Here is an 18,507-nt window from a genome sequence, read left to right as displayed (position 1 = left end):
TGGTGACGAACCATCACCGGTTGGCCGAGCCCGCTGCCGGTAAGCGGTACAGCCTGCTGTACCAGCGTTCGGGGTGCCTGGCGCAGTGATTTACGCACTGCCCGCTGATGTGCTGAACACGTCGCATCCAGCACATCGAAAGGACACGATGATGAGTCACCAGGCACCCGTCGGCACGGTGGCCGCACCGGCACCCCCTGAGCCGCCGACCCGCCCGGGACTGCGCGGTCATGTCCGGCGCTTCCCGCTGACCTGGTTCTTCGGCCTCGCGTTCCTGCTGAGCTGGGTGGCCTGGACGCCGTACATCCTGTCCGAGAACGGCCTGGGCGTGCTGCACTTCGCATTTCCCTCGGTGCTCGGCACCAGCCAGCTCCTGGGAGTCATTCCCGGTGCCTACCTCGGGCCGGTGCTGTCGGCCCTGGTGGTGACCGTTGTCGCCGACGGCCGCCCCGGCCTGCGGGCCTGGATCGGGCGGATGACCAAGTGGCGGGTCGGCTGGAGCTGGTACGTGGGCATCGCGATCGCGGTGCCTGCGGTGCTCACCCTCACCACCGTCCTGCTGTCCGGTCAGCGTCCCGGCATGCCGAGTGCGGTACTGCTGGCCGCGTACATACCGGGTCTGATCCTGCAGATACTGACCACGGGCCTCGCCGAGGAGCCCGGCTGGCGCGACTTCGCCATGCCGCGCCTGCAGCACAAGTTCGGCCCCCTGCGCGGCACCCTCGTCCTCGGCCCGCTGTGGGGCGTGTGGCACCTGCCGCTCTTCCTGAGTGAGTGGGGCGGCTGGCCGGACGTCTCCTGGGACAAGCCGGTGGAGTTCCTCGCCATCACCGTCGCGTTCAGCTTCGTCATGACCTGGGTCTTCAACCACACCGGTCAGAGCCTGCTGCTGGCCATGGTGCTGCACACCAGCGTCAACAACTTCTTCTCCGTCGCCTGGTCCGACATGTTCCCGTCACTGTCGTTCCGGTACACCGACCACGCGTTCCTGGTCAGCTCGGTGGTGGTGGCCGTCGTCCTGCTGGTGGCGACCCGGGGGCGGCTCGGCTGCCCGCCGGACGCCGTCGGCGGCCCAGCGGGGCCCCGCTGGGCCCAGCGGTGACCAGCCGTTGCTCATGGTGAGGTGCGCGACAGGGGGAGCAGACGGAGCTGGAGCATGGCGGCGAAGCGCGCCTCGGGGTCCTCCAGGTCGATGCCGCCGACCTCGGTGAGACGGCGCAGACGGTAGCGGAAGGTGTTGGGGTGGACGTGTACCGCGGCCGCGGCAGCGGTGATGTCGCCGAAGGCGTCGAGCCACGCGCGCAGCGTTTCGACGAGATTCGCACGGCGCCGCTCGTCGTAGGCGGCCAGCCTCGCGATCAGATCGCCGGGCTCGTCGCCCCGAGCCGCCACGAGGTCGCGCAGGTCGCAGAGGAGGGCTTCGACCTGTACGTCGGCGAGCCGGGCCACCCGGCGCTCGGACGCCCGGGCACGGAGCACCCGCAGCGCCCGGTCGGCGCCCGATCGCGCGTGCGCGAGGCCCACGGCGTCCGCACCCGTCGGGCCCACACCGATCACCGCTGCGGTACGCGTCACCACCCGGTCGAGGAAGTCGGCGGCGATCCGCACCGCACGCTCCTCACCGGTCCCGCCGTCCTGCTGGGCGGGGACAAGCCCGTAGGCGGTGTCGCCGAGCAGGGCGGCGGCGCAGTGCGGGTGCACGGCCGCCAGGTGCATCGCGAACGCGTCGGCCAGGCGCGCCCGCTCGGTCGCGAGCTCCGCCTCCGCCCCGGTCACCGGCTTTTCGCCGGTGTCGTCGCACAGTGCGAGGGCCAGTACCACGACGGGTCCGCCGGACAGGCCCAGCCTGTTCAGCGCCTCTCGGGCTCCCGCCCCTCCCTCGAGGGCGGTACTCACCAGATCGGCACGCAGCCTGCGTTCGACGTCGGCCCCGGCCCGCAGTCGGAGCATGTGGAGGGCGACGATCTTGGCCGAGTCGCGCAGCGCCTGTGACCGCCCGGGACTGAGGGGCTCGCGCACGGCGGCCCAGATCGAGCCGACCACCTCATCGCCTGCCCGGACGGCGACCGCCACCCGGGGCACGGTGGTGCCGTCCATCCCGTCCGGCAGCGGTGGGATGTGGACCAGCCCGTCACTGCGGTAGAGGTCGCGGAAAATGCCGCGGGTGGTGAGCTGACGCCAGAGCCGCTCGGGAACCTGACGGCCGAGGATCGTCTCGGCCCGGGAGGCGTCGGCCCTGTCCTGCTGGCCCGAGAAGGCCAGCACCCTTGAGTGGCGGTCCTCGATCGTCACCGGCGCGTCGATCAGCGCGGCGATCGAGTTGGCGAGCGCGAACAAGTCACCGGAGAGGGTACTGCCCAGGGTCTCGGGACCGTCCCCGCCGATGTCGCCCTCGGCGAGGACCGCGCGCAGCATGGCGGCCACCTGCACCCAGGACGCCCCGCGGGTCAGTGCGAGGAGCCCGACGCCCGACGCCTCGACCGCCGCCGCAACCCTCGCGTCCTCCGGTACGGGGGCTCGCACCACTAGGGCGACGGTTTGTCGGCGCCCCAGCTCACCGAGCAGACGGGCGACGTCGTCCGGGTCGCGCAGGCCGACGCCCAGCACCAGGGCGTGCGGCGGCGGCGCGGAGTCGTCCACGGGGTCGTGGATGACCACGCCGCCGATGGCCGCGGTGTCGCGCGCCCCGCCGTGGACCACCTCGAGCAGGGTGGCCCCTAGATGGTGCAGAACCCTGACCAGGCCACCGTGGGCGTGTGCGTTCATGGAACCGGCGCCTTTCGAGCTGATAGCGACGAGGGCACCACATCCGCCGCGTCCCGACAAGCCCGGCAGCCGGGTCCGCTCAGCAGCCGATGTCCCGGCTGCCCCGCCCCCTGGTCCGCCCGCACCCAGGAGACGCCCCGGCCGAGTCGTCCGGCTGAGAGGAAAGGTAAAAGGGTGAATATTTCACCAACCATTAGAATGCGGGTGGAAGCCTCTGGTGTAAACGCGTGGGGGGCACTTCCCGACGCGTGAGCCGGGCGAGGGATGATCATGAAGGCACACTTCCGCCGAATCCGGCACACCCCGCCCGGCTCGGCTTCCGGTACGGGTCGGCGCGCCCTGCTGAGTCCGCACAGCGCCGCCGGTCAGGTGTTCCTCCTCCAGGTCGTGATCGTGGTGCTGCTGGTCGTGGCCGCGGTGACGGCGCTGATCCTGCAGGCTCACCGGGACAGCACCAGGGAGGCCAGACGGCAGTCGGTGGCCGTGGCCGAGGCGTTCGCCAACGCTCCGGGCATGGAAGCGGCGCTGGACTCCCCGGATCCGACGGCGGTACTCCAACCGCGGGCCGAGACGGTCTGGAAGAGGAGCGGTGTCGACTTCATCACCGTCATGGACACGCACGGCATCCGTTACACCAACCCGATCCCCGACCGGATCGGCAAGAAGTTCGTCGGAAACATCGAGCCGTCGTTGCGCGGCGAGATCTTCGTCGAGACGCTCGACACTCCCTCGGGCCGCGTCGTCCAGGCGGTGGTGCCGGTGACCGGACCCGACGGCTCGGTGATCGGCCTGGTGTCCTCCGGGCTCAAGGTCCGTAACGTGACCAGTATGGCCGCGAACCAGCTGCCGATCATCCTGATCACCGGCGCCGTCGCGTTCACCGTGTCCACGACCGGGACGGCACTCGTGGCGCGCCGGCTGCGCCGCCAGACGCACGGCCTGGGCCCGGTGGAGATGGCGCGGATGTACGACCACCACGACGCGGTGCTGCACGCGGTACGGGAAGGCGTGCTCATCACAGGGTCCGACGGACGGCTGGTGCTGGCCAACGACGAGGCCCGGCGGCTGCTGGACCTGCCGGCGGACGTGGAGGGCCGTCCGATCGGTTCGCTCGGACTCGACGAGGGCATGGACGGAGTGCTTGCGTCGGGTGAGCCGGTCACGGACGAAGTGCGGCTGGCGGGTGACCGGCTGCTGGCGGTGAACAAACGGATCACGTCCCCCCGGGGCGGGCAGCCCGGCAGCGTGACGACCCTCCGGGACACCACCGAACTGGCCGCGGTCTCGGGACGGGCCGAGGTCGCCCGGGCCCGGTTGACGCTGCTGTACGACGCCGGCATGCGGATCGGGACGACACTGGATGTAACCCGCACGGCGGAGGAACTGTCCGAGGTGGCGGTGCCGCGGTTCGGCGACATCGCGGCCGTGGACCTGCTGGAGGCGGTGCCTCGGGGGCAGGAGCCGACATCCGAGGCATGGGGACCGCTGCGTCGCACGGCGTTGTGCGGCGCGGCCGGGGCAGCGGGGCTTCCCCCGGTGGGAAAGCTGATCACGGTCGTACCCGGGACCGCACCGGCCCGGGCACTGGAGTCGGGCCGGGCCGTCGCGGAGACGGCCCCGCGCGACGTGGCCGTTCCGCCGCCCATGGAGCAGGACCAGAACCCGGAGCAGGACCAGAACAAGGACCGGGACCAGGTGCGGGCGATGCCGGAGTACGGTCTGCGGTCGCTGGTGACGGTGCCCCTGCGGGCGCGGGGCGCGGTGCTGGGCATGGTGCACTTCTGGCGCACGGAGGGCCTACCTGCCTTCGAGGAGGACGACCTGGCCTTCGCCGAGGAACTGGCGGCACGGGCGGCGGTCGCCCTCGACAACGCCCGCCGGTTCACGCGTGAGCACGCGATGGCCGTCGCGCTGCAGCGCAGCCTGCTGCCGAGGGGGGTCCCGGAACAGAACGCCCTGGAGGCGGCATGGCGGTACCTGCCCGCGGAGGCGGGGGTGGGCGGGGACTGGTTCGACGTCATCCCGCTGCCCGGCAGCCGGGTGGCGCTGGTGGTCGGCGATGTCGTCGGCCACGGCCTGCACGCTGCGGCGACGATGGGCCGGCTGCGGACCGCCGTGCACAACCTCTCGGCGCTCGACCTGCCACCGGACGAACTGCTGGCCTACCTGGACGACCTGGTGATCCGCATCGACGCCGACAAGAGGACCGACGAGGAGCCGCGCGACGGCGAGAGCATCGGGGTGACGGGGGCGACGTGTCTGTACGCGGTCTACGACTCGGTGACCGGAACGTGCACGGTGGCCCGGGCCGGGCACCCGGCGCCGGTGGTGGTGCTTCCGGACGGATCCGTCGACAGTCCGCAGGTGCCCGTCTCCCCTCCACTGGGCCTCAACGGCATCCCCTTCGAGACAGCGGAACTGCGCCTGGTCGAGGGCTCGAAACTGGTGCTGTACACCGATGGGCTGATCGAGGACAGGAAACGGGACATCGACAGCGGACTCGAGCTGCTGCACGAAGCGTTGCGTGGTGCGTCGGACCGTACTCCCGAGGAGATGTGCCACATGGTCCTCGACGCGTTGCTGCCGGAGCACCCGTCCGACGACATCGCGCTGTTGGTGGCGCGCACCCGGTTGCTCGATCCGTCGAAGGTGGCGGAGTGGGACGTGCCGTCGGACCCGCGGGCGGTGGCGGGTGTGCGCCGGGAGTGCGCCCGGCGACTACGGGAGTGGGGCCTGGAGGAAGCGGCCTTCACCCTGGAGTTGATCCTCAGCGAACTGCTCACGAACGCGATCCGGTACGGGACCGAGCCGATCGGAGTGCGTCTGCTGTACGACGTGACCCTGACCTGCGAGGTGTCCGACGCCGGAAGCACATCCCCGCAGGTGCGCAGAGCCGCGACCACCGACGAGGGCGGCCGGGGACTGTTCCTGGTGTCCCACTACGCACAACGCTGGGGCACCCGCTACACGCCGGGCGGCAAAGTCATCTGGGCCGAACTGGCGCCGCATGCCGAGGGGGCCGGCGGCACGGCCGACATCACCGCCGACACACTCCTCGCACAGTTCGACGACTCGGTTTGACGCTGCGACGGACGGCGATGACATCTGTCGTCGCCGAGCACACCCCGGGTCGGGCAAGTTCGCCCACCCTCATCACGATCTGCGGTGCGGCGCAGGGGCGGGTCCCGGGGGCCGTGGGGTCGGCGGACCTCGGCGAGCACGGGTGGGGAGCAGAACCGCAGGTCGTGTCAGGGGCTCTTCGGACCGTCGGCGAGCGGCTCGGCCTCGTCGGTGCTCGTGGGGCGCACCCGCACGCAGAGATCCGTCCCCACGTCCCGCAGGGTGTGCCCGGCGATGGTCGTGCCCGCGCCGGTGCCAGTCGCCCGGGCCGAACCGCGCCACGACCCCGACCGGCGAGGGCTCGGCCGAGCCGCGCGCCCGCCGCGGTGCGGGGTGTTGTGGATCACCGGACAGCAGCTCGGCCGCGTTACGCCCGCCTGATACCCGGTGTCGCCTCAAGAACAGGTACGTCCACCACGAAGGTCGGGCCGCGGTCCCGGTGAGCGGCAGCGTGGTGCGGATACGGACCCGCGGCGAGACCTGGGGGGAGGAACCTTCCACCGGTCCGCGTAGTGCCGCAGCGGCGCCCCGTAGGCGAGTGGAACCGCTCTGGATGGTCAACCGCCCACTGGCGGTAAACCTCGGACGCGACCACCAGGCGGGGCACGCCGGATTTCTCCGGCGTCGTGTCGACGGCGTGCTGAGCGACGTCCACCAGGTTCTCGTTCGCCTTGGTGGAACGACATGTGCACGAGACCGGGGCGCCGGTCGGTCGGGTCATGTCGGAGCAGCCCTGCCGGTCCACGGCTGTCAGGCCCCTGGGATGTCAGGAGGCGGCCGCATCGCCGACCCGGCAGCGCGGGCAGGCACAGGGCGGGTACAGGTACTCCATCAGTGGCAGCGGCTCCCGGACGTCGGGAACGTCGATCGTGCCGTGGTCCTCGACGACGGCGCAAACCTGGTTCACCGTGTAGACGCGCAGGGTCATTTTCGTCCGCTGGCTCGTCGGCTCCGTGCTGTTCGTCATGTCGGTGCTCCTTGTCGGGGTGTCGGTGCGGGCCGCGTCCTGAGGGCGGTCGCTCGGAGTCCGGCTCACGTGACCACCTCGGCGATGAACGCGGCGAGGTTGGCCACGGTCCGCTGGACCTTCTCCTGCGGGGTGAGGGACTCGTGGAGGCGTCCGCCCATGCCCGCGTCCTTCTTCCCGCGTACGTACAGGGAACAGGCCAGGTCGCTGCAGATGTAGGTGCCGACCGAGTTGCCCTGCTGGCCGGCCTTCCCTGCCTTCGGTGCCACCATCAGGGAGACACCTCCGGTGTGCGTGGTCACGCACACCGAGCACATGCTGCGCCGGGTCTGCCACGAACCGGCGCCGGAGGAGCGCAGCTGGATGCCCACCGGGGGCCCGTTCAGCTCCGCCACGAGGTAGGCCCGGTCGGGGGCGCGAGGGTCCCGCCAGCCCAGGAAGTCCAGGTCGCTCCATGGCTCCCCGCTCAGCTCGCGGGGCACATACAGTCGCTTGGCCTCTCCCTTGGTGCAGTTCACGAAGGCGTTGCGGATCTCTGGTTCCGTCAGAGGTTTCACAAGAATGACGGTAATTTGCCTAAACAATTTAGGCAAGCCCATAATGTGTCAAGGCTGGCTCGGTGAGCGATGTGGAGGACGGGTGTGGCGCGCGCAGGACTGACCACGGAACGCCTGGTCAAGGCAGGGGCCGAGATGGCCGACGAGATCGGATTCGAGCAGACCACTCCCTCGGAGCTGGCCCGACGCTTCGGCGTCAAGACCGCGAGCCTGTACTCGCATGTGAAGGACGCCCACGACCTGAAGACCAGGATCGCGCTGCTCGCCCTGGAGGAGCTGGCCGACCTGGTGTCCGCCGCGGTGGCCGGCCGAGCCGGCAAGGACGCGCTGACCGCGTTCGCGAACGCCTACCGCGACTACGCCCTCGAACACCCGGGCCGCTTCGCCGCCACCCGGTTCCGGCTCAGCCCGGAGGCGGCCGCCTCCAGTGCCGGTGTGCGGCACGCCCAGATGTCGCGGGCGATCCTGCGCGGATACGACCTGGCCGAACCGCACCAGACACACGCCGTGCGACTGCTGGGCAGCGTGTTCAGCGGATTCGTCGGCCTGGAGGGCGCGGGAGGCTTCAGCCACAGCTCCCCCGACGCGCAGGAGAGCTGGACCGAGATCCTCAACGCCCTGGACATCCTCCTGCACACCTGGCCCACAGCGTCCTCATGAGGACCGAGATCACCCCTGTTCGGAACCGGCTCCGCCAGAAGACGCTGGCGCGCGGTGTGCCGTCGGAACGCGTGGAGAGGTGGCTGGGCACCGCCCGCCCGTGGGAGGAGCCGGTGACGGGCGCGGACGGCGCGAGTCGATCCGGGTCAGCCAGTTGTGAGGGCGAAGGGCCCGTTGTCGGCGAAGACGAGCTTGGCGAAGTTCTCGCCGATGCGGCGGTGTCCTTCGGGGCTGGGGTGGATCGCGTCCGGCAGGGGGAACTCGTCGTGATCGCTCTCGCCGTAGAGGTCGAGTCCGTCGAGGTAGTGGAGGTTGGGGTCCTCGGCGGACCGCTGCTTGACGAGGTCGGCCAGGACGTCGCGGACGATCGTGAGCGTCAGCCGTCCGGCGGCGGTCTCGGCCGGATCACCGGTGGCCTTGAACTTCAGGGTTCCACTGGAGAGGTCCGGCATGAGAGGTCCGGGGGTGTTCTCGTGGGTCGGACACAGGACGGGGGAGACCAGGAGCAAAGGGGTTGTGGGGTGGCCGTCGCGGATGGTGTCGAGGAAGCCGTGGATGGCGGGGGCGAAGGCGCGCAGGCGCATGGCGTCGCTGTTGACGACGTTGATGCCGAGCTTGACGCTGATCAGGTCCGCGCGGGTGTCGCGCATCGCGCGGGCGGTGAACGGGTCGACCAGCGCGCTGCCGCCGAATCCGAGGTTGATCAGCTCCACATCGCCTGCGGAGGCGGCCAGCGCGGGCCAGATGGTGCTGGGGAAGACGGCGTTGGATCCGTGACTGATGGAGCTGCCGTGATGCAGCCACACCCGGCGCCCGGTCTTCGGGGCCGGCTCGACGGGTGCGTCGGTGCGCAGGGCGATGACCTCGGTGATCTCCGCGTGCGGGAGCCAGATCTCGATGTCCTTCTCGCCGGTGGGGAGGCCGGTGAAGTGGGCGGTGCCGGCAGGGCCCGGGGTGAATTCCGCGGTCTGGGTCTGCATGTCGGTGACGGTGCGCAGGTTTCCGCCGTTCACGGTGGCCTGGGCGGTGAGGCGGCCGTCGACCAGGAGGTCGTAGACGCCGTCCGGCGGGGGCGGGAAGCCCCGGTAGATGCGTTTGGTCGGCAGGGTGTCCAGGCGGATGGCGGTGGCGCTCGTACGGAAGGCCAGCCGGACACCGGAGGGCTGAGCCTCGGCCACGGCCAGCAGGTCGTCGGGGATCTGGCGGCGCGCCCAGGCAGGCAGCCGGTGGGGCAGCAGGCCGTGGGCAGTCTCTTCCACGTCGAGGTGTCCGTGCAGGAAGTCGACGGTGATGGGGGTGGTGATCAGGTTCTGTTCGGTGCTCATTGCCTCAGGCCTTCTCGTTCTGGGGGTGAGGTGTCGGGTCGGTATGGAGAAGCCGTCGCGGGTGACGCGACCGGTCAGGGGGCGGACCGGCTCCGCAATGCGGTGTTGAGGCAGTCCAGGGTCCAGGCCCAGGACTGCTGCGCGGCGATGCCGGTGCGGTCGAAGCCGCCGACTGCCTCCAGGGAGGCGTGGCCGTGGAAGACGCTGCCCAGCATGCGGACCGCGTGCGTCTGGTCCGGCTCAGCCAGGTCGTAGCCGCGCAGGATCGCCCGAGTCATCTGCGCGTGCCGGACGCCGGCGCTGGCCGCGGCGGTCTGCGGGTCGAGCCGGTACCGCGCTGCTTCGTACCGGCCGGGGTGCGCCCGGGCGTAGTCCCGGTAGGCGTTCGCGAAAGCCGTCAGGGCGTCCTTGCCCGTCCCCCCGGCCACGGCGTCGGCGACCCGGTCGGCGAGTTCCTCCAGCGCGAACAGCGCCGCGAGCGTCAGCCGCTCCGGGCTCAGTCCTGCCCGAACCACAACCATCACCTACTCTCAGTATACCTATGACCAGCATGCATTAACCTATAACTTATAGGCAAATGAGCTCTCATCAAGGTTTGGCGACTCTTCAGGGGGTGAGCGCGACGGCAGGGCCGGCAAAGCCGCACGGGCCCCCTCACCTTGATGCGCACAAACGGTCCTATGTCCGAGCGAGATCAGACCTGACGGCCCGGCGACCGCGAAGCGCCCTTCCGGTTCGTCGAAACCCGTTCTCACTCGAAGACGGGTTCGGGGCACTTGTGAAAATTGGTTCGTGACAGCATCCGGGGCATGGCGGCCCCTCAAGACGCCTCCCAGAGCGACACGGACGACGTCGAGCGCCACCCCTGCCCACGCTGCCGGGCCGAACCCGGCTCGCCACGCTCCTGCGCAAGCCCGCCCCCGCCGACCGCGGCCCTCCTGGCCGGCCGTGGCGCCCGGCCCCTCCGTCCCACCCGTTCTCGACGCCCGACACCCCGACCGCCGACATCCGCATCGGGTGCGCGAGGTGCTCGACGCTCACCAAGGCGCAGCTCGACGCCCTCGCCAAGCACGGCATCCCGCGCGACGAGCACGAGAAGCAGGCGTACCCCGAAGCCGTCGCGGCGGCCCGCGCGGACGTCGCCGACCTCCAGGATGCCGACGACATCCCCCCGCCGAGTCCGCATCCGGCGGGCGGCCGGATGATCCGCTCATCCCGACGCCGGCCGGACCATGATCAATCTCAGCGGCACTTTCTGTACCGCAACTACTCACACCCGGAGAGCCCCGTGGGTTCACGGAAACCGAAGTCTCTTCAGTGTGAACCCACGGATCCACTGGTGTGCTTCAGCTCAGGGGATCCGTGGGTTCGGGTGTAACACGAGGATGCTGAGTGAGTCGAAGAGCTTCCGCCAGAACCTCGGCGTCGACCTGTGCCGATGTCCTGTCGCCGTATTCGAGGATGTCGTACTCGTCGTCCAGGTTAGCGAGTCGTTCGACCAACGGCAGTTCGTGCCCGAAGCGCTGGTGGATCCGAAAGGCCAGCTCGCGTGGAGTCAGTTCGCCGGCCAGCACCCGGGCGGCAAGTGCCCGTGCAGCGGCTTCCTGTCCGGCAACGCTGCCCACTGGGTAGAAGGTGAGGCCCAGTTCGTCGAGTGCTGGGGGAAGGAGGTCGGGGACGTCGTAGTCCGCCTCCGCACGCGTGCATGCGGCCAGGATCCGCAGGGCGGGACTGTCGAGGCCGGCGACGAGCGCATTGCAAGCTCCAGTGACGACATCGGTTGCACGGATCTCGCCCATGCTCCAGAGGGCGGCATGGTCCTGTAGGGCGAGTGCTGCTGCTTCGGTCGACGTCACTCGCCCATGATTCCCTTCATGGTGCATCCCGGTCGAGCCGGTTTCATCAAAGTTGCTGTTCAGCGCTCTGTTCCAGCAGAGCTCGTGCGGAGTCCGCGTAGCGCATGGCGGTCTTCTCGTCGAGCCCGAACACCTCGGCGAGGTGGAGGGGGTCGGGCCCATGGGTGAGGGCCTCTTCAAGCTGCCGGTCGACGCGGAGCCGCTCCAGCGTCGCGTCCTGTCCGCGCAGGGGCGCGCTGATCCAGTGATTGCTGGCGCGGTTGGTCTTCGTCGCGGTCTGGTTGTTGATCAGCAGGTGGAGGTTGGCCGTGTTCGGCCACCGGCGTCGCCGGTGTTCCAGCCAGTCCAGCAGCAGTTTCAGGGTGAGGTCATCGAGAGGGCGGACGCGTCCGGCGATCGCCAGTCGGCGGTTGCCGAGGTCGACGTCGTCGAGCATGAGGGTGGCGATCTGGGCAACCCGGGCGGCATGGACCGCGGCGAGGGCGAGGATGAGCCGCGTCGCCGGTGTGGTGGCCGCCGCGACGGAGCGGTCGACCTGGGCGGGGACGAGCGGTTGCAGCACGGCGTACTCGTACTGGCCGACCTTGATCCGGCTGGTCGGGTTGCGGAAGATCAGCCCGTTCCGCTTGGCCCAGGTGAACAGCGAACGCAGAGCCACGAGTTGGTCATGTCGCTGGTGGCCGTGCAGTGTCTTGACGTAGGTGACGACGTCGTCGCGGGTCACTTCCCGCAGGTGGTCGTAGTGGTTCGACCACTCCAGCAGGGCCGGACGGACTCGGTTGAGGTAGAGCCAGACCGTGCCTTCCCGTCGCGGGACGCTGCGGGGGCCGCCGTCGTGCAGGACGCGGGTCCAGCGCTCGGCTTCCGAGCGGATGCCGGGTGCGAGTCCTTCCAGCCGCTCGGCGAGCCAGCCCTCGAAGGAGGGTTCGCTGTCGTCCTCGAAGATCCCCATTTCCTCCAGGACTGTGACGACGTGGCCGAACCGCAGGTCCAAGGCTCGCAGCGGGGCGAAGGTCTCCGTGTGCCGGATGACGTCGCCCTCGACGTAGCCGGTGAGGACGAGGGCCAGGCCGCGGTTGACTGCAAAGCGAATGCCGCGTCCCCAGCCGCGGGCCTCGGCGAGTTGGTAGGCGAGGTACTTCGCCCAGGCCAGCCAGGGGCTGGCCAGGGCGAAGTCGGCCGGGTCGAGACGGCTGTAGTCACGGGGGACCTGTCCGAACAGCGGTAGCTGTCTCCAGTCGGCATTCGGCCGCCAGGCCGGCGCGGGTGGCGGCTTCCGGACGGCTCCCCGCCCTCCTCCGCGTCGCGCGACGACGGGTGCAGATCCTCTGCGGTAGTGCAAGCCCATGAAGAACAGTTGGTGGTGCCGGACGGCGTTGAGCCGGGCTCTCACGTCGGCTTCGGCCGGCGGCCGACCAGCAGTGGCCTTGGCATGGAGCCGGGCCTGGCACCAGCACAGACGGCAGTAATCCCACTTCAGTGGCTGGGTGCGGCGGCAGCCGGCACAGACGGCCGTCGCGTGGCTGCGGCCGAACATGTAGCAGGCGGGGCAGAGCCGTCCGCTGAAGTCACCCCAGGCCAGGCATCCGTCGCAGGAGTCCGTGGGTTTGCGGTAACCCTTCGGATACCGGCTCATGCAGGCGGCAGCGACCGGCCGTCGCGGCGCTTGGGCACCACCGCCGAAACCGGTCCGGCGGCGCCGACAGCGTTCTGGGTAACGCTCTCCTCGCCGGGACGGGTGACCTTCTGCGGTTCCGGGATCAGCAGGTCGCCGATCTCGCAGCCGAGCACGACGCAGATGACGTCCAGGTCCTCCAGCTTGAGGGAGACCGGCTGGCCGGACCACAGCCCGGACATCTTCCCGGCCGAGATCGCCAGGCCGTGCTCAGCCAGGCTCCGCTGAAGCTCGGACGCCTTCCAGATACCCTTGTTCGCGGCGGTCAACCGCAGGTTCCACCTCATCGGGCCAGTCCTTCCAGCCGCTTCGCGGCCCGTTCCATCCCGGCGACCCAGGCGTCCTCGACCCGGGTCTGCTGCACGTGGATATACCGCATCGTGGTGGCGATCCAGGAATGCCCCAAAACCTCCTGGATTGCAAGCAAGTCCAGCCCTTTCCCATAGAGGTGGGACGCGCAGAAGTGTCGCAGGACGTGCGGTGTCAACTTGTCCGTCCAGCCCGGCAGATGAGCCTCGACCGCGTTGTCGAGACCGTTGCGCAGGGCGTCGTCACCGACCCGGCGGGCGGAACCGTCGGTGTTCTTCCGTTCGCTCGGGAACAGCGGGGCGCCGGGCCGGGTGTGGTCGTCGTCGAACTGGCCCCACACGTCCTCGATGAACCACCGCAGCGTGCGGTCGGCGCCGTTGATCAGCGGCACCATCCGCTCGCGCGGTCCCGAACCGCGGGCGCCCTTGCCGTGGCGGACGTGGAGTTTGCCGAAACGGCCCAGGTCCCACTTGATGTCGTCCAGGTCGAGGCCGCATGCCTCGCTCACCCGCAGGCCGACCTGGGACATCAGCTTCGAGGCGGTGTAGTTCCTGGCGGTAGGGGCGAACTTGCGGCAGGTGGCCAGCTCACCGCCCCATCCGGTGAAGAGCGTTCCGATCTCCGGCTCGCTCGGCGGGATCCGCAGCTGAGCGTCCTTGGCCCCGCGCGGCCGGTTCATCTCGTCGATCGGGCACTCGACCACCCGGCCGGTCATCCGGTGCAGCTCGACCTTGTGCCGCAACTCCAGGAACATGAAGTACGTGCTCAGCGCCTGTGACCGGCCCAGCCGGGTGCCGCTGGGAGAGTGCCGCAGCACCTTCCCGAAGTACACGTCCGCGTCGGCGGGCTCCATGTCCCACAGTGGCCGGCCGAACCAGGACCTGATCTGATCCAGGTGACCGACGTCTCCGCGGATCGTGCCGTCCGCCAGCCCTGCCGAGGCCCGTGCGAGAACGAAACCGGACAGCACGTCGGTCTCGAACCGCTCCAGTTCCTCCGCCGATGCGGGCGCCCAGTGCTCACGCAGATCCCGTACGACTGCCAGCGCCGCCAACCCGAGCCTCCCCACCTTCAGCCCGACTGCGGAACGGTCGGACGCGATGAGAACGCTTCAGGAATCCCGAAGTTACGTCACAGGGCAGCAGAGCACACGAAGGAGGAAGAACGCCCTGGCTACGGGGCCAGCGACTCAGCGGGCCTCAGGGAAACTCACGGGATGTCGCACAGCTGCGAGTGGCGCATTGAGGCGACACTGCTGTGTCCTCGTTACCGCGGCGGCACGTGGCGCGGGCTCGGGTCCGGACCGCGAACGAAACCGGCAGCCCGCCCCACAGATGTCAGGCCACCGTCCTGCACCTGCCTCTCCAGCCGTTCGGGCCGTACTCAGGCGGAGAGGAACGTCAGCACGACAATGACGGCGAGCAGGGCGAAGGTCTCCCAGCGCATCGCACGTTTCAGCGTGCTCCAGGAGATTCCGGTGTCCGTGCGGGCGTTGTGCGAGCTGTGGTCGTCGTAGTCATCTTCGCTCACGACTGACGCCCCTCCTGTGTGTGCGACTGCGCTGGCGGCCCACCCGTCGGGGAAGAGCGCCGACATCGTGGGCGAACTCGCCCCGGGTGAGACGTCGAGCAGCATACCCAGGGTGTCCGCGAACTCGGTGCCGGCCGGCTCCCGCGCGGCCGCTCGCCCGGACTCCGGGTCGCCGTGGCTCGAACTCCCCCTGAGCCCGCTTCTCGTCGATGTGACCGGGGAGAACCCGGCACAGCCGGTGCGCCACCCTCGCCGGCCGTTCGTCCGTCGCGCTTCCCTCGATGACATCCGACCTCGGTCTGTCGGCCACGCAACCGCAGTGGGCCGTCAACGGATTTCGGGCCGCCCCGCCGGTTTCCTGCTGACGCCGCTCTCCTCCGTGCCCTGGCCGAACCGCCGGACGCACCCGGGACGGAGAGCCGCAACGACGGAGCGGGCCGGGCCCTGCCGGCCCGGCCTACGGAAACCCCTCCGGCCGCAACGGCTGCCCGGTCGTCGACCGGAGTCACTGACCTGCCTCGGAGCGACGCGGCGCGTGTTCCTCGAACTCGGCGTGGTGGACATGGGGGCTGTGTGCCGGCCCGCAACTCGTGCGAACTGCACAGGCCTGGGGCCGCTGACTTCGTGCGGAAGCACGGAGTCGCGTCCCGGGCTTTGTGTTCCGGCACGAATCCGTGCCGCGTACGGGCCCCTACGTTCACGGCATGTCGAAACTCAACGAGATTCACGGCTGGTGGGAGGAGCGGCTGCCCGCCCTCCTCGACCAGTACGGCGTTCCAGGCGCGGCGGTCGCCGTGGACCTGGGCGGAGAGGTCGCGGACCACGGCACGGGGGTTCTGAACCTGTCGACGGGGGTGGAGGTCAATGCCGACACCTTGTTCCAGATCGGTTCCATCACGAAGGTGTGGACGGCGACCCTGGTGATGCAGCTCGCCGACGAGGGTCTGGTGGAGCTGGACGAGCCGGTACGGGTGCGGCTGCCGGAGTTCCGGGTCGCCGACGAGTCCGCCTCGGACGAGGTCACCGTGCGGCAGCTGCTCAACCACACCGCCGGGTTCGAGGGCGACATCTTCACCGACACCGGCAGGAACGACGACTGTGTGGAGAGATTCGTCGCCACCCTGGTCGACGTACCCCAGCTCTTCTCCCCGGGGGAGTTGTTCTCCTACAACAACGCCGGCTACTGCGTGCTGGGCCGGCTGGTCGAGGTGGTGCGCGGCAAGCCGTTCGCCGCCTGTCTGCGCGACCACCTGTTGTCCCCGCTGGGCCTCACCCACGCCGCGCACGGGCCGGAGGAGGCGATCCTGCGCCGGACGGCGGTCGGGCATGTGCGGCCGTCACCCGAGGACGCTCTCGTGCCCGCCCCGGTGTGGGCGCTCGCCCCCTCGAACGCCCCTGCGGGCTCCATGCTCGCGATGCGCCCGCGGGACCTGCTGGCCTTCGCCCGGATGCACCTCGACGGCGGCACGGCGGCCGACGGCACGGTCGTTCTGCGGGACACCACGGCGAAGGCCATGCGGGAGCGGGAGGTGGAGCTTCCCCGGCTCGGGGTGATGGGCGATGCCTGGGGGCTGGGCTGGGAGATCTTCGACGGCGCGGGCACCCCGGTGATCGGGCACGACGGCACCACCATCGGCCAGGCCTCTTTCCTGCGGATGGTGCCCGAACACGACCTCGCCGTCACCCTGCTGACCAACGGAGGCGACGCCCTCGGCCTTTACCGCGAGGTCGTCGGACATGTGCTGCGGGAGCTGGCCGGCACGGAGCTTCCGTCGACACCGGTGCCGCCCGCCGATCCCCGGCCCGTCGACGCCGGCCGTTACACCGGTACCTACAGCTCGCGTCTGTTCGACAACACCGTCACCCAGGATGACGCACGCCGGGTCTGGGTCAAGTGTGTCCCCAAGGGGCTCGCGGCCGAGATGGGCATGGAGACGACCACGTTCGAGCTGGTCGCCTTCGATGGCGACACGCTCATCGCCGCGGAGCCGGAGAACGGATTCCACCAGCCGTACGCCTTCGTCGGCGGCGCTCCCGGTGGTCCCGCGCAGTTCCTTCACACAGGCCGGGCCGACCGCCGCACGTCCGACTGACCACCTGGGCCGGTGGTCCGCCCCGGCCCATGACGAGCCTTCTCGGGAGGCACCATGAAATACGCAGGGCCGACGACCATCGCGATGGCCGGAGCGCTGACCATCGCCCTGACCGCGTGCAGCGGATCCGGCGGCACGAGCACGTCCGGCAAGCCCGTCGAAGGGGGGACGTTCACCCTCGCCATCTCCGCCGATCCCGGTACCCTCGACCCGCACGCGACCGCGCTGTCCGTCGCCCACCAGGTCGGCGCGTTCCTCTACGACTCGCTGGTCGCCGTGGACGCCTCCGGCAAGGAGATCCCGGCGCTGGCCGGTACGTGGAAGAGCACGGCCACGACCGCGAGTTACACCTTGCGCAAGGGGATCACCTGCTCCGACGGCACCCCGCTCACCGCGACTGATGTCGCCGACAACATCAACTACGTGGCGGACCCGAAGAACGGGTCGAGCGCCATCGGACTGTACGTACCGCCCGGCGCGAAGGCGAAGGCCGACGACTCGGCCGGAACCGTTACCGTGAGCTCACCCGTCCCCGACGCGTTCCTCGGCCGGAACGTGGGTGGCCTGCCCATCGTGTGCCGCGCGGGCATGAAGGACCGCTCGATCCTCAAGCAGGGCGGCTCGGGCACCGGAATGTTCACCCTCACCGAGGCCGTCGCAGACGACCACTACTCCTTCACCCGGCGCAAGGACTACGCCTGGGGACCCGGAGGCGGGACGAAGGACGCGAAGGGCCTTCCGGACACGGTGGTGCTGCAGGTCGTACCCAACGAGGCCACCGCCGCCAACCTGCTCCTCGTCAACCAGGTCAACGCGGCCGTGATCACCGGGCAGGACAGGAAGCGGGTGGCGGAGCGGCTCGACTTCCAGCGCTCGATGCACGCGCCGCTGGGTGAGCTGTGGTTCAACCAGCGACGCGGCGCTCCGACCGCGGATGCCGGGGTGCGGCGCGCGCTCACCCAGGCCCTCGACCTGAAGGAACTGCGCACGGTGGTCACCAATGGTGGTGGCGAGCCGCCCACCGGGCTGGTCGCCAAGGGGCAGGGACCCTGCACCGCGGACACCGTCGAGGGAAACCTGCCGGACCACGACCGGGCCGCCGCAGAGCGGGCTCTCGACGCAGCGGGCTGGAAGCCGGGTGCCGACGGCGTACGGCAGAAGGACGGCAAGCGGCTCTCCCTGACGTTCTACTACCCGACCAGCCGCGGCATTCCGATGCAGAACGCCGCGGAACTGCTGCGTTCCTCCTGGCAGAAGGTGGGTGTGAAGGTGTCCCTGCGGGGTGCGGCCGACGCCCAGTTCGACCAGGTCATCTCCGGCGAGGGCTCCTGGGACGCGCTGTTCCTGCCGCTGACGGTCACCTTGCCCACTCAGGCCGTGCCGTTCCTCTCGGGCCCCACCCCGCCGGACGGCAACAACTTCGGCTCCGTCGACAACGCCGCGTACGAGGCCCACGTCGAAGCCGCCTCGGCGCTCCCCGGCGCGAAGGGGTGCGACGAGTGGGCCGCCGCTGAGAAGGCGCTGTTCCAGCAGGCCGACGTGGTGCCCTTCGCCGACCTGGTGACCCCGGTGTTCGGCAACCGCGCGACCTTCGAACTCGCCGACGGCTCCATCGTCCCGACATCGATCCGCATGGTCGGATGACCAGC

General features: G+C 70.0%; 15 protein-coding genes. 5 read left to right on the top strand and 10 right to left on the bottom strand.

All coding sequences use genetic code 11. From position 1 onward, the window contains the following. The first annotated feature begins 148 nt into the window (after positions 1 to 148). Entirely contained in the window at positions 149 to 1,102 is a 954-nt protein-coding gene (locus tag BU52_RS22410; RefSeq protein WP_051858507.1) for a CPBP family intramembrane glutamic endopeptidase, read from the top strand. A gap of 11 nt (positions 1,103 to 1,113) precedes the next feature. Here BU52_RS22410 and BU52_RS22405 read toward each other — a convergent pair whose 3' ends face one another. Beyond that, positions 1,114 to 2,766: a PucR family transcriptional regulator gene (locus BU52_RS22405; protein ID WP_037937187.1), complete on the bottom strand. Its 1,653-nt coding sequence runs from the start codon at positions 2,764 to 2,766 to the stop codon at positions 1,114 to 1,116. A gap of 270 nt (positions 2,767 to 3,036) precedes the next feature. Between BU52_RS22405 and BU52_RS22400 the strand changes: the two genes are divergently transcribed. Continuing rightward, entirely contained in the window at positions 3,037 to 5,847 is a 2,811-nt protein-coding gene (locus BU52_RS22400) for a SpoIIE family protein phosphatase/ATP-binding protein (RefSeq protein ID WP_078903399.1), read from the top strand. An 805-nt stretch (positions 5,848 to 6,652) separates the two neighbouring features. Here BU52_RS22400 and BU52_RS22395 read toward each other — a convergent pair. Continuing rightward, the gene (locus BU52_RS22395) at positions 6,653 to 6,853 is read right to left on the bottom strand and encodes a hypothetical protein (protein ID WP_157847905.1); all 201 of its coding nucleotides are present in this window, start codon (positions 6,851 to 6,853) and stop codon (positions 6,653 to 6,655) included. A 65-nt stretch (positions 6,854 to 6,918) separates the two neighbouring features. Further along, positions 6,919 to 7,410, bottom strand: a complete 492-nt coding sequence (locus BU52_RS22390; RefSeq protein ID WP_037937183.1) for an FBP domain-containing protein — start codon at positions 7,408 to 7,410, stop codon at positions 6,919 to 6,921. A gap of 84 nt (positions 7,411 to 7,494) precedes the next feature. Here BU52_RS22390 and BU52_RS22385 point away from each other — a divergent pair, with 84 nt between their 5' ends. Then, positions 7,495 to 8,070 carry a TetR/AcrR family transcriptional regulator gene (locus BU52_RS22385; protein WP_037937180.1) on the top strand — a complete coding sequence of 192 codons (576 nt, stop codon included), beginning with the start codon at positions 7,495 to 7,497 and terminating at the stop codon, positions 8,068 to 8,070. Between the two features lie 146 nt (positions 8,071 to 8,216). On the opposite strand, the gene BU52_RS22380 is transcribed toward BU52_RS22385, so the two are convergent. From BU52_RS22380 to BU52_RS35745, 7 genes are all read right to left on the bottom strand, one after another. Further along, positions 8,217 to 9,395 (bottom strand): GDSL-type esterase/lipase family protein, encoded by a 1,179-nt coding sequence (locus tag BU52_RS22380; protein ID WP_037937177.1) that lies wholly within the window; start codon positions 9,393 to 9,395, stop codon positions 8,217 to 8,219. Between the two features lie 74 nt (positions 9,396 to 9,469). Then, entirely contained in the window at positions 9,470 to 9,916 is a 447-nt protein-coding gene (locus BU52_RS22375) for a TetR-like C-terminal domain-containing protein (RefSeq protein ID WP_407702058.1), read from the bottom strand. An 825-nt stretch (positions 9,917 to 10,741) separates the two neighbouring features. After that, the gene (locus BU52_RS33930; RefSeq protein WP_235216401.1) at positions 10,742 to 11,251 is read right to left on the bottom strand and encodes a hypothetical protein; all 510 of its coding nucleotides are present in this window, start codon (positions 11,249 to 11,251) and stop codon (positions 10,742 to 10,744) included. Positions 11,252 to 11,297: 46 nt separating this feature from the next. Then, the gene (locus BU52_RS22365; RefSeq protein WP_051858505.1) at positions 11,298 to 12,887 is read right to left on the bottom strand and encodes a hypothetical protein; all 1,590 of its coding nucleotides are present in this window, start codon (positions 12,885 to 12,887) and stop codon (positions 11,298 to 11,300) included. After that, complete coding sequence (locus BU52_RS22360; protein WP_037937167.1) at positions 12,884 to 13,213, bottom strand: helix-turn-helix domain-containing protein; 330 nt, start codon at positions 13,211 to 13,213, stop codon at positions 12,884 to 12,886. Before BU52_RS22360 ends, BU52_RS22365 begins: the two co-directional genes overlap by 4 nt. Next, positions 13,210 to 14,289 carry a tyrosine-type recombinase/integrase gene (locus BU52_RS22355; protein ID WP_037937165.1) on the bottom strand — a complete coding sequence of 360 codons (1,080 nt, stop codon included), beginning with the start codon at positions 14,287 to 14,289 and terminating at the stop codon, positions 13,210 to 13,212. The genes BU52_RS22360 and BU52_RS22355 overlap by 4 nt, the downstream gene beginning before the upstream one ends. Positions 14,290 to 14,618: 329 nt before the next feature. Beyond that, positions 14,619 to 14,765 carry a hypothetical protein gene (locus BU52_RS35745; protein WP_167343534.1) on the bottom strand — a complete coding sequence of 49 codons (147 nt, stop codon included), beginning with the start codon at positions 14,763 to 14,765 and terminating at the stop codon, positions 14,619 to 14,621. A 704-nt stretch (positions 14,766 to 15,469) separates the two neighbouring features. Here BU52_RS35745 and BU52_RS22350 point away from each other — a divergent pair. Both BU52_RS22350 and BU52_RS22345 read left to right on the top strand, forming a co-directional pair. Continuing rightward, positions 15,470 to 16,858 (top strand): serine hydrolase domain-containing protein, encoded by a 1,389-nt coding sequence (locus BU52_RS22350; RefSeq protein ID WP_037937257.1) that lies wholly within the window; start codon positions 15,470 to 15,472, stop codon positions 16,856 to 16,858. A 54-nt stretch (positions 16,859 to 16,912) separates the two neighbouring features. Beyond that, the gene (locus BU52_RS22345; protein ID WP_037937164.1) at positions 16,913 to 18,502 is read left to right on the top strand and encodes an ABC transporter substrate-binding protein; all 1,590 of its coding nucleotides are present in this window, start codon (positions 16,913 to 16,915) and stop codon (positions 18,500 to 18,502) included. Positions 18,503 to 18,507 lie beyond the last annotated feature (5 nt).

It is taken from the genome of Streptomyces toyocaensis (assembly GCF_000725125.1).
GTDB classification, from domain to species: domain Bacteria; phylum Actinomycetota; class Actinomycetes; order Streptomycetales; family Streptomycetaceae; genus Streptomyces; species Streptomyces toyocaensis.
This window is presented reverse-complemented; position numbering and strand designations above follow the sequence as displayed.

Bases quoted from the DNA above. Each gene is read 5' to 3' on its own strand.
- BU52_RS22380 (WP_037937177.1), bottom strand. From the start codon at position 9,395: ATGAGCACCGAACAGAACCTGATCACCACCCCCATCACCGTCGACTTC.
- BU52_RS22395 (WP_157847905.1), bottom strand. From the start codon at position 6,853: ATGACGAACAGCACGGAGCCGACGAGCCAGCGGACGAAAATGACCCTG.
- BU52_RS22405 (WP_037937187.1), bottom strand. From the start codon at position 2,766: ATGAACGCACACGCCCACGGTGGCCTGGTCAGGGTTCTGCACCATCTA.
- BU52_RS22350 (WP_037937257.1), top strand. From the start codon at position 15,470: ATGTCGAAACTCAACGAGATTCACGGCTGGTGGGAGGAGCGGCTGCCC.
- BU52_RS22365 (WP_051858505.1), bottom strand. From the start codon at position 12,887: ATGAGCCGGTATCCGAAGGGTTACCGCAAACCCACGGACTCCTGCGAC.
- BU52_RS22375 (WP_407702058.1), bottom strand. From the start codon at position 9,916: ATGGTTGTGGTTCGGGCAGGACTGAGCCCGGAGCGGCTGACGCTCGCG.
- BU52_RS22400 (WP_078903399.1), top strand. From the start codon at position 3,037: ATGAAGGCACACTTCCGCCGAATCCGGCACACCCCGCCCGGCTCGGCT.
- BU52_RS22360 (WP_037937167.1), bottom strand. From the start codon at position 13,213: ATGAGGTGGAACCTGCGGTTGACCGCCGCGAACAAGGGTATCTGGAAG.
- BU52_RS22410 (WP_051858507.1), top strand. From the start codon at position 149: ATGATGAGTCACCAGGCACCCGTCGGCACGGTGGCCGCACCGGCACCC.
- BU52_RS22345 (WP_037937164.1), top strand. From the start codon at position 16,913: ATGAAATACGCAGGGCCGACGACCATCGCGATGGCCGGAGCGCTGACC.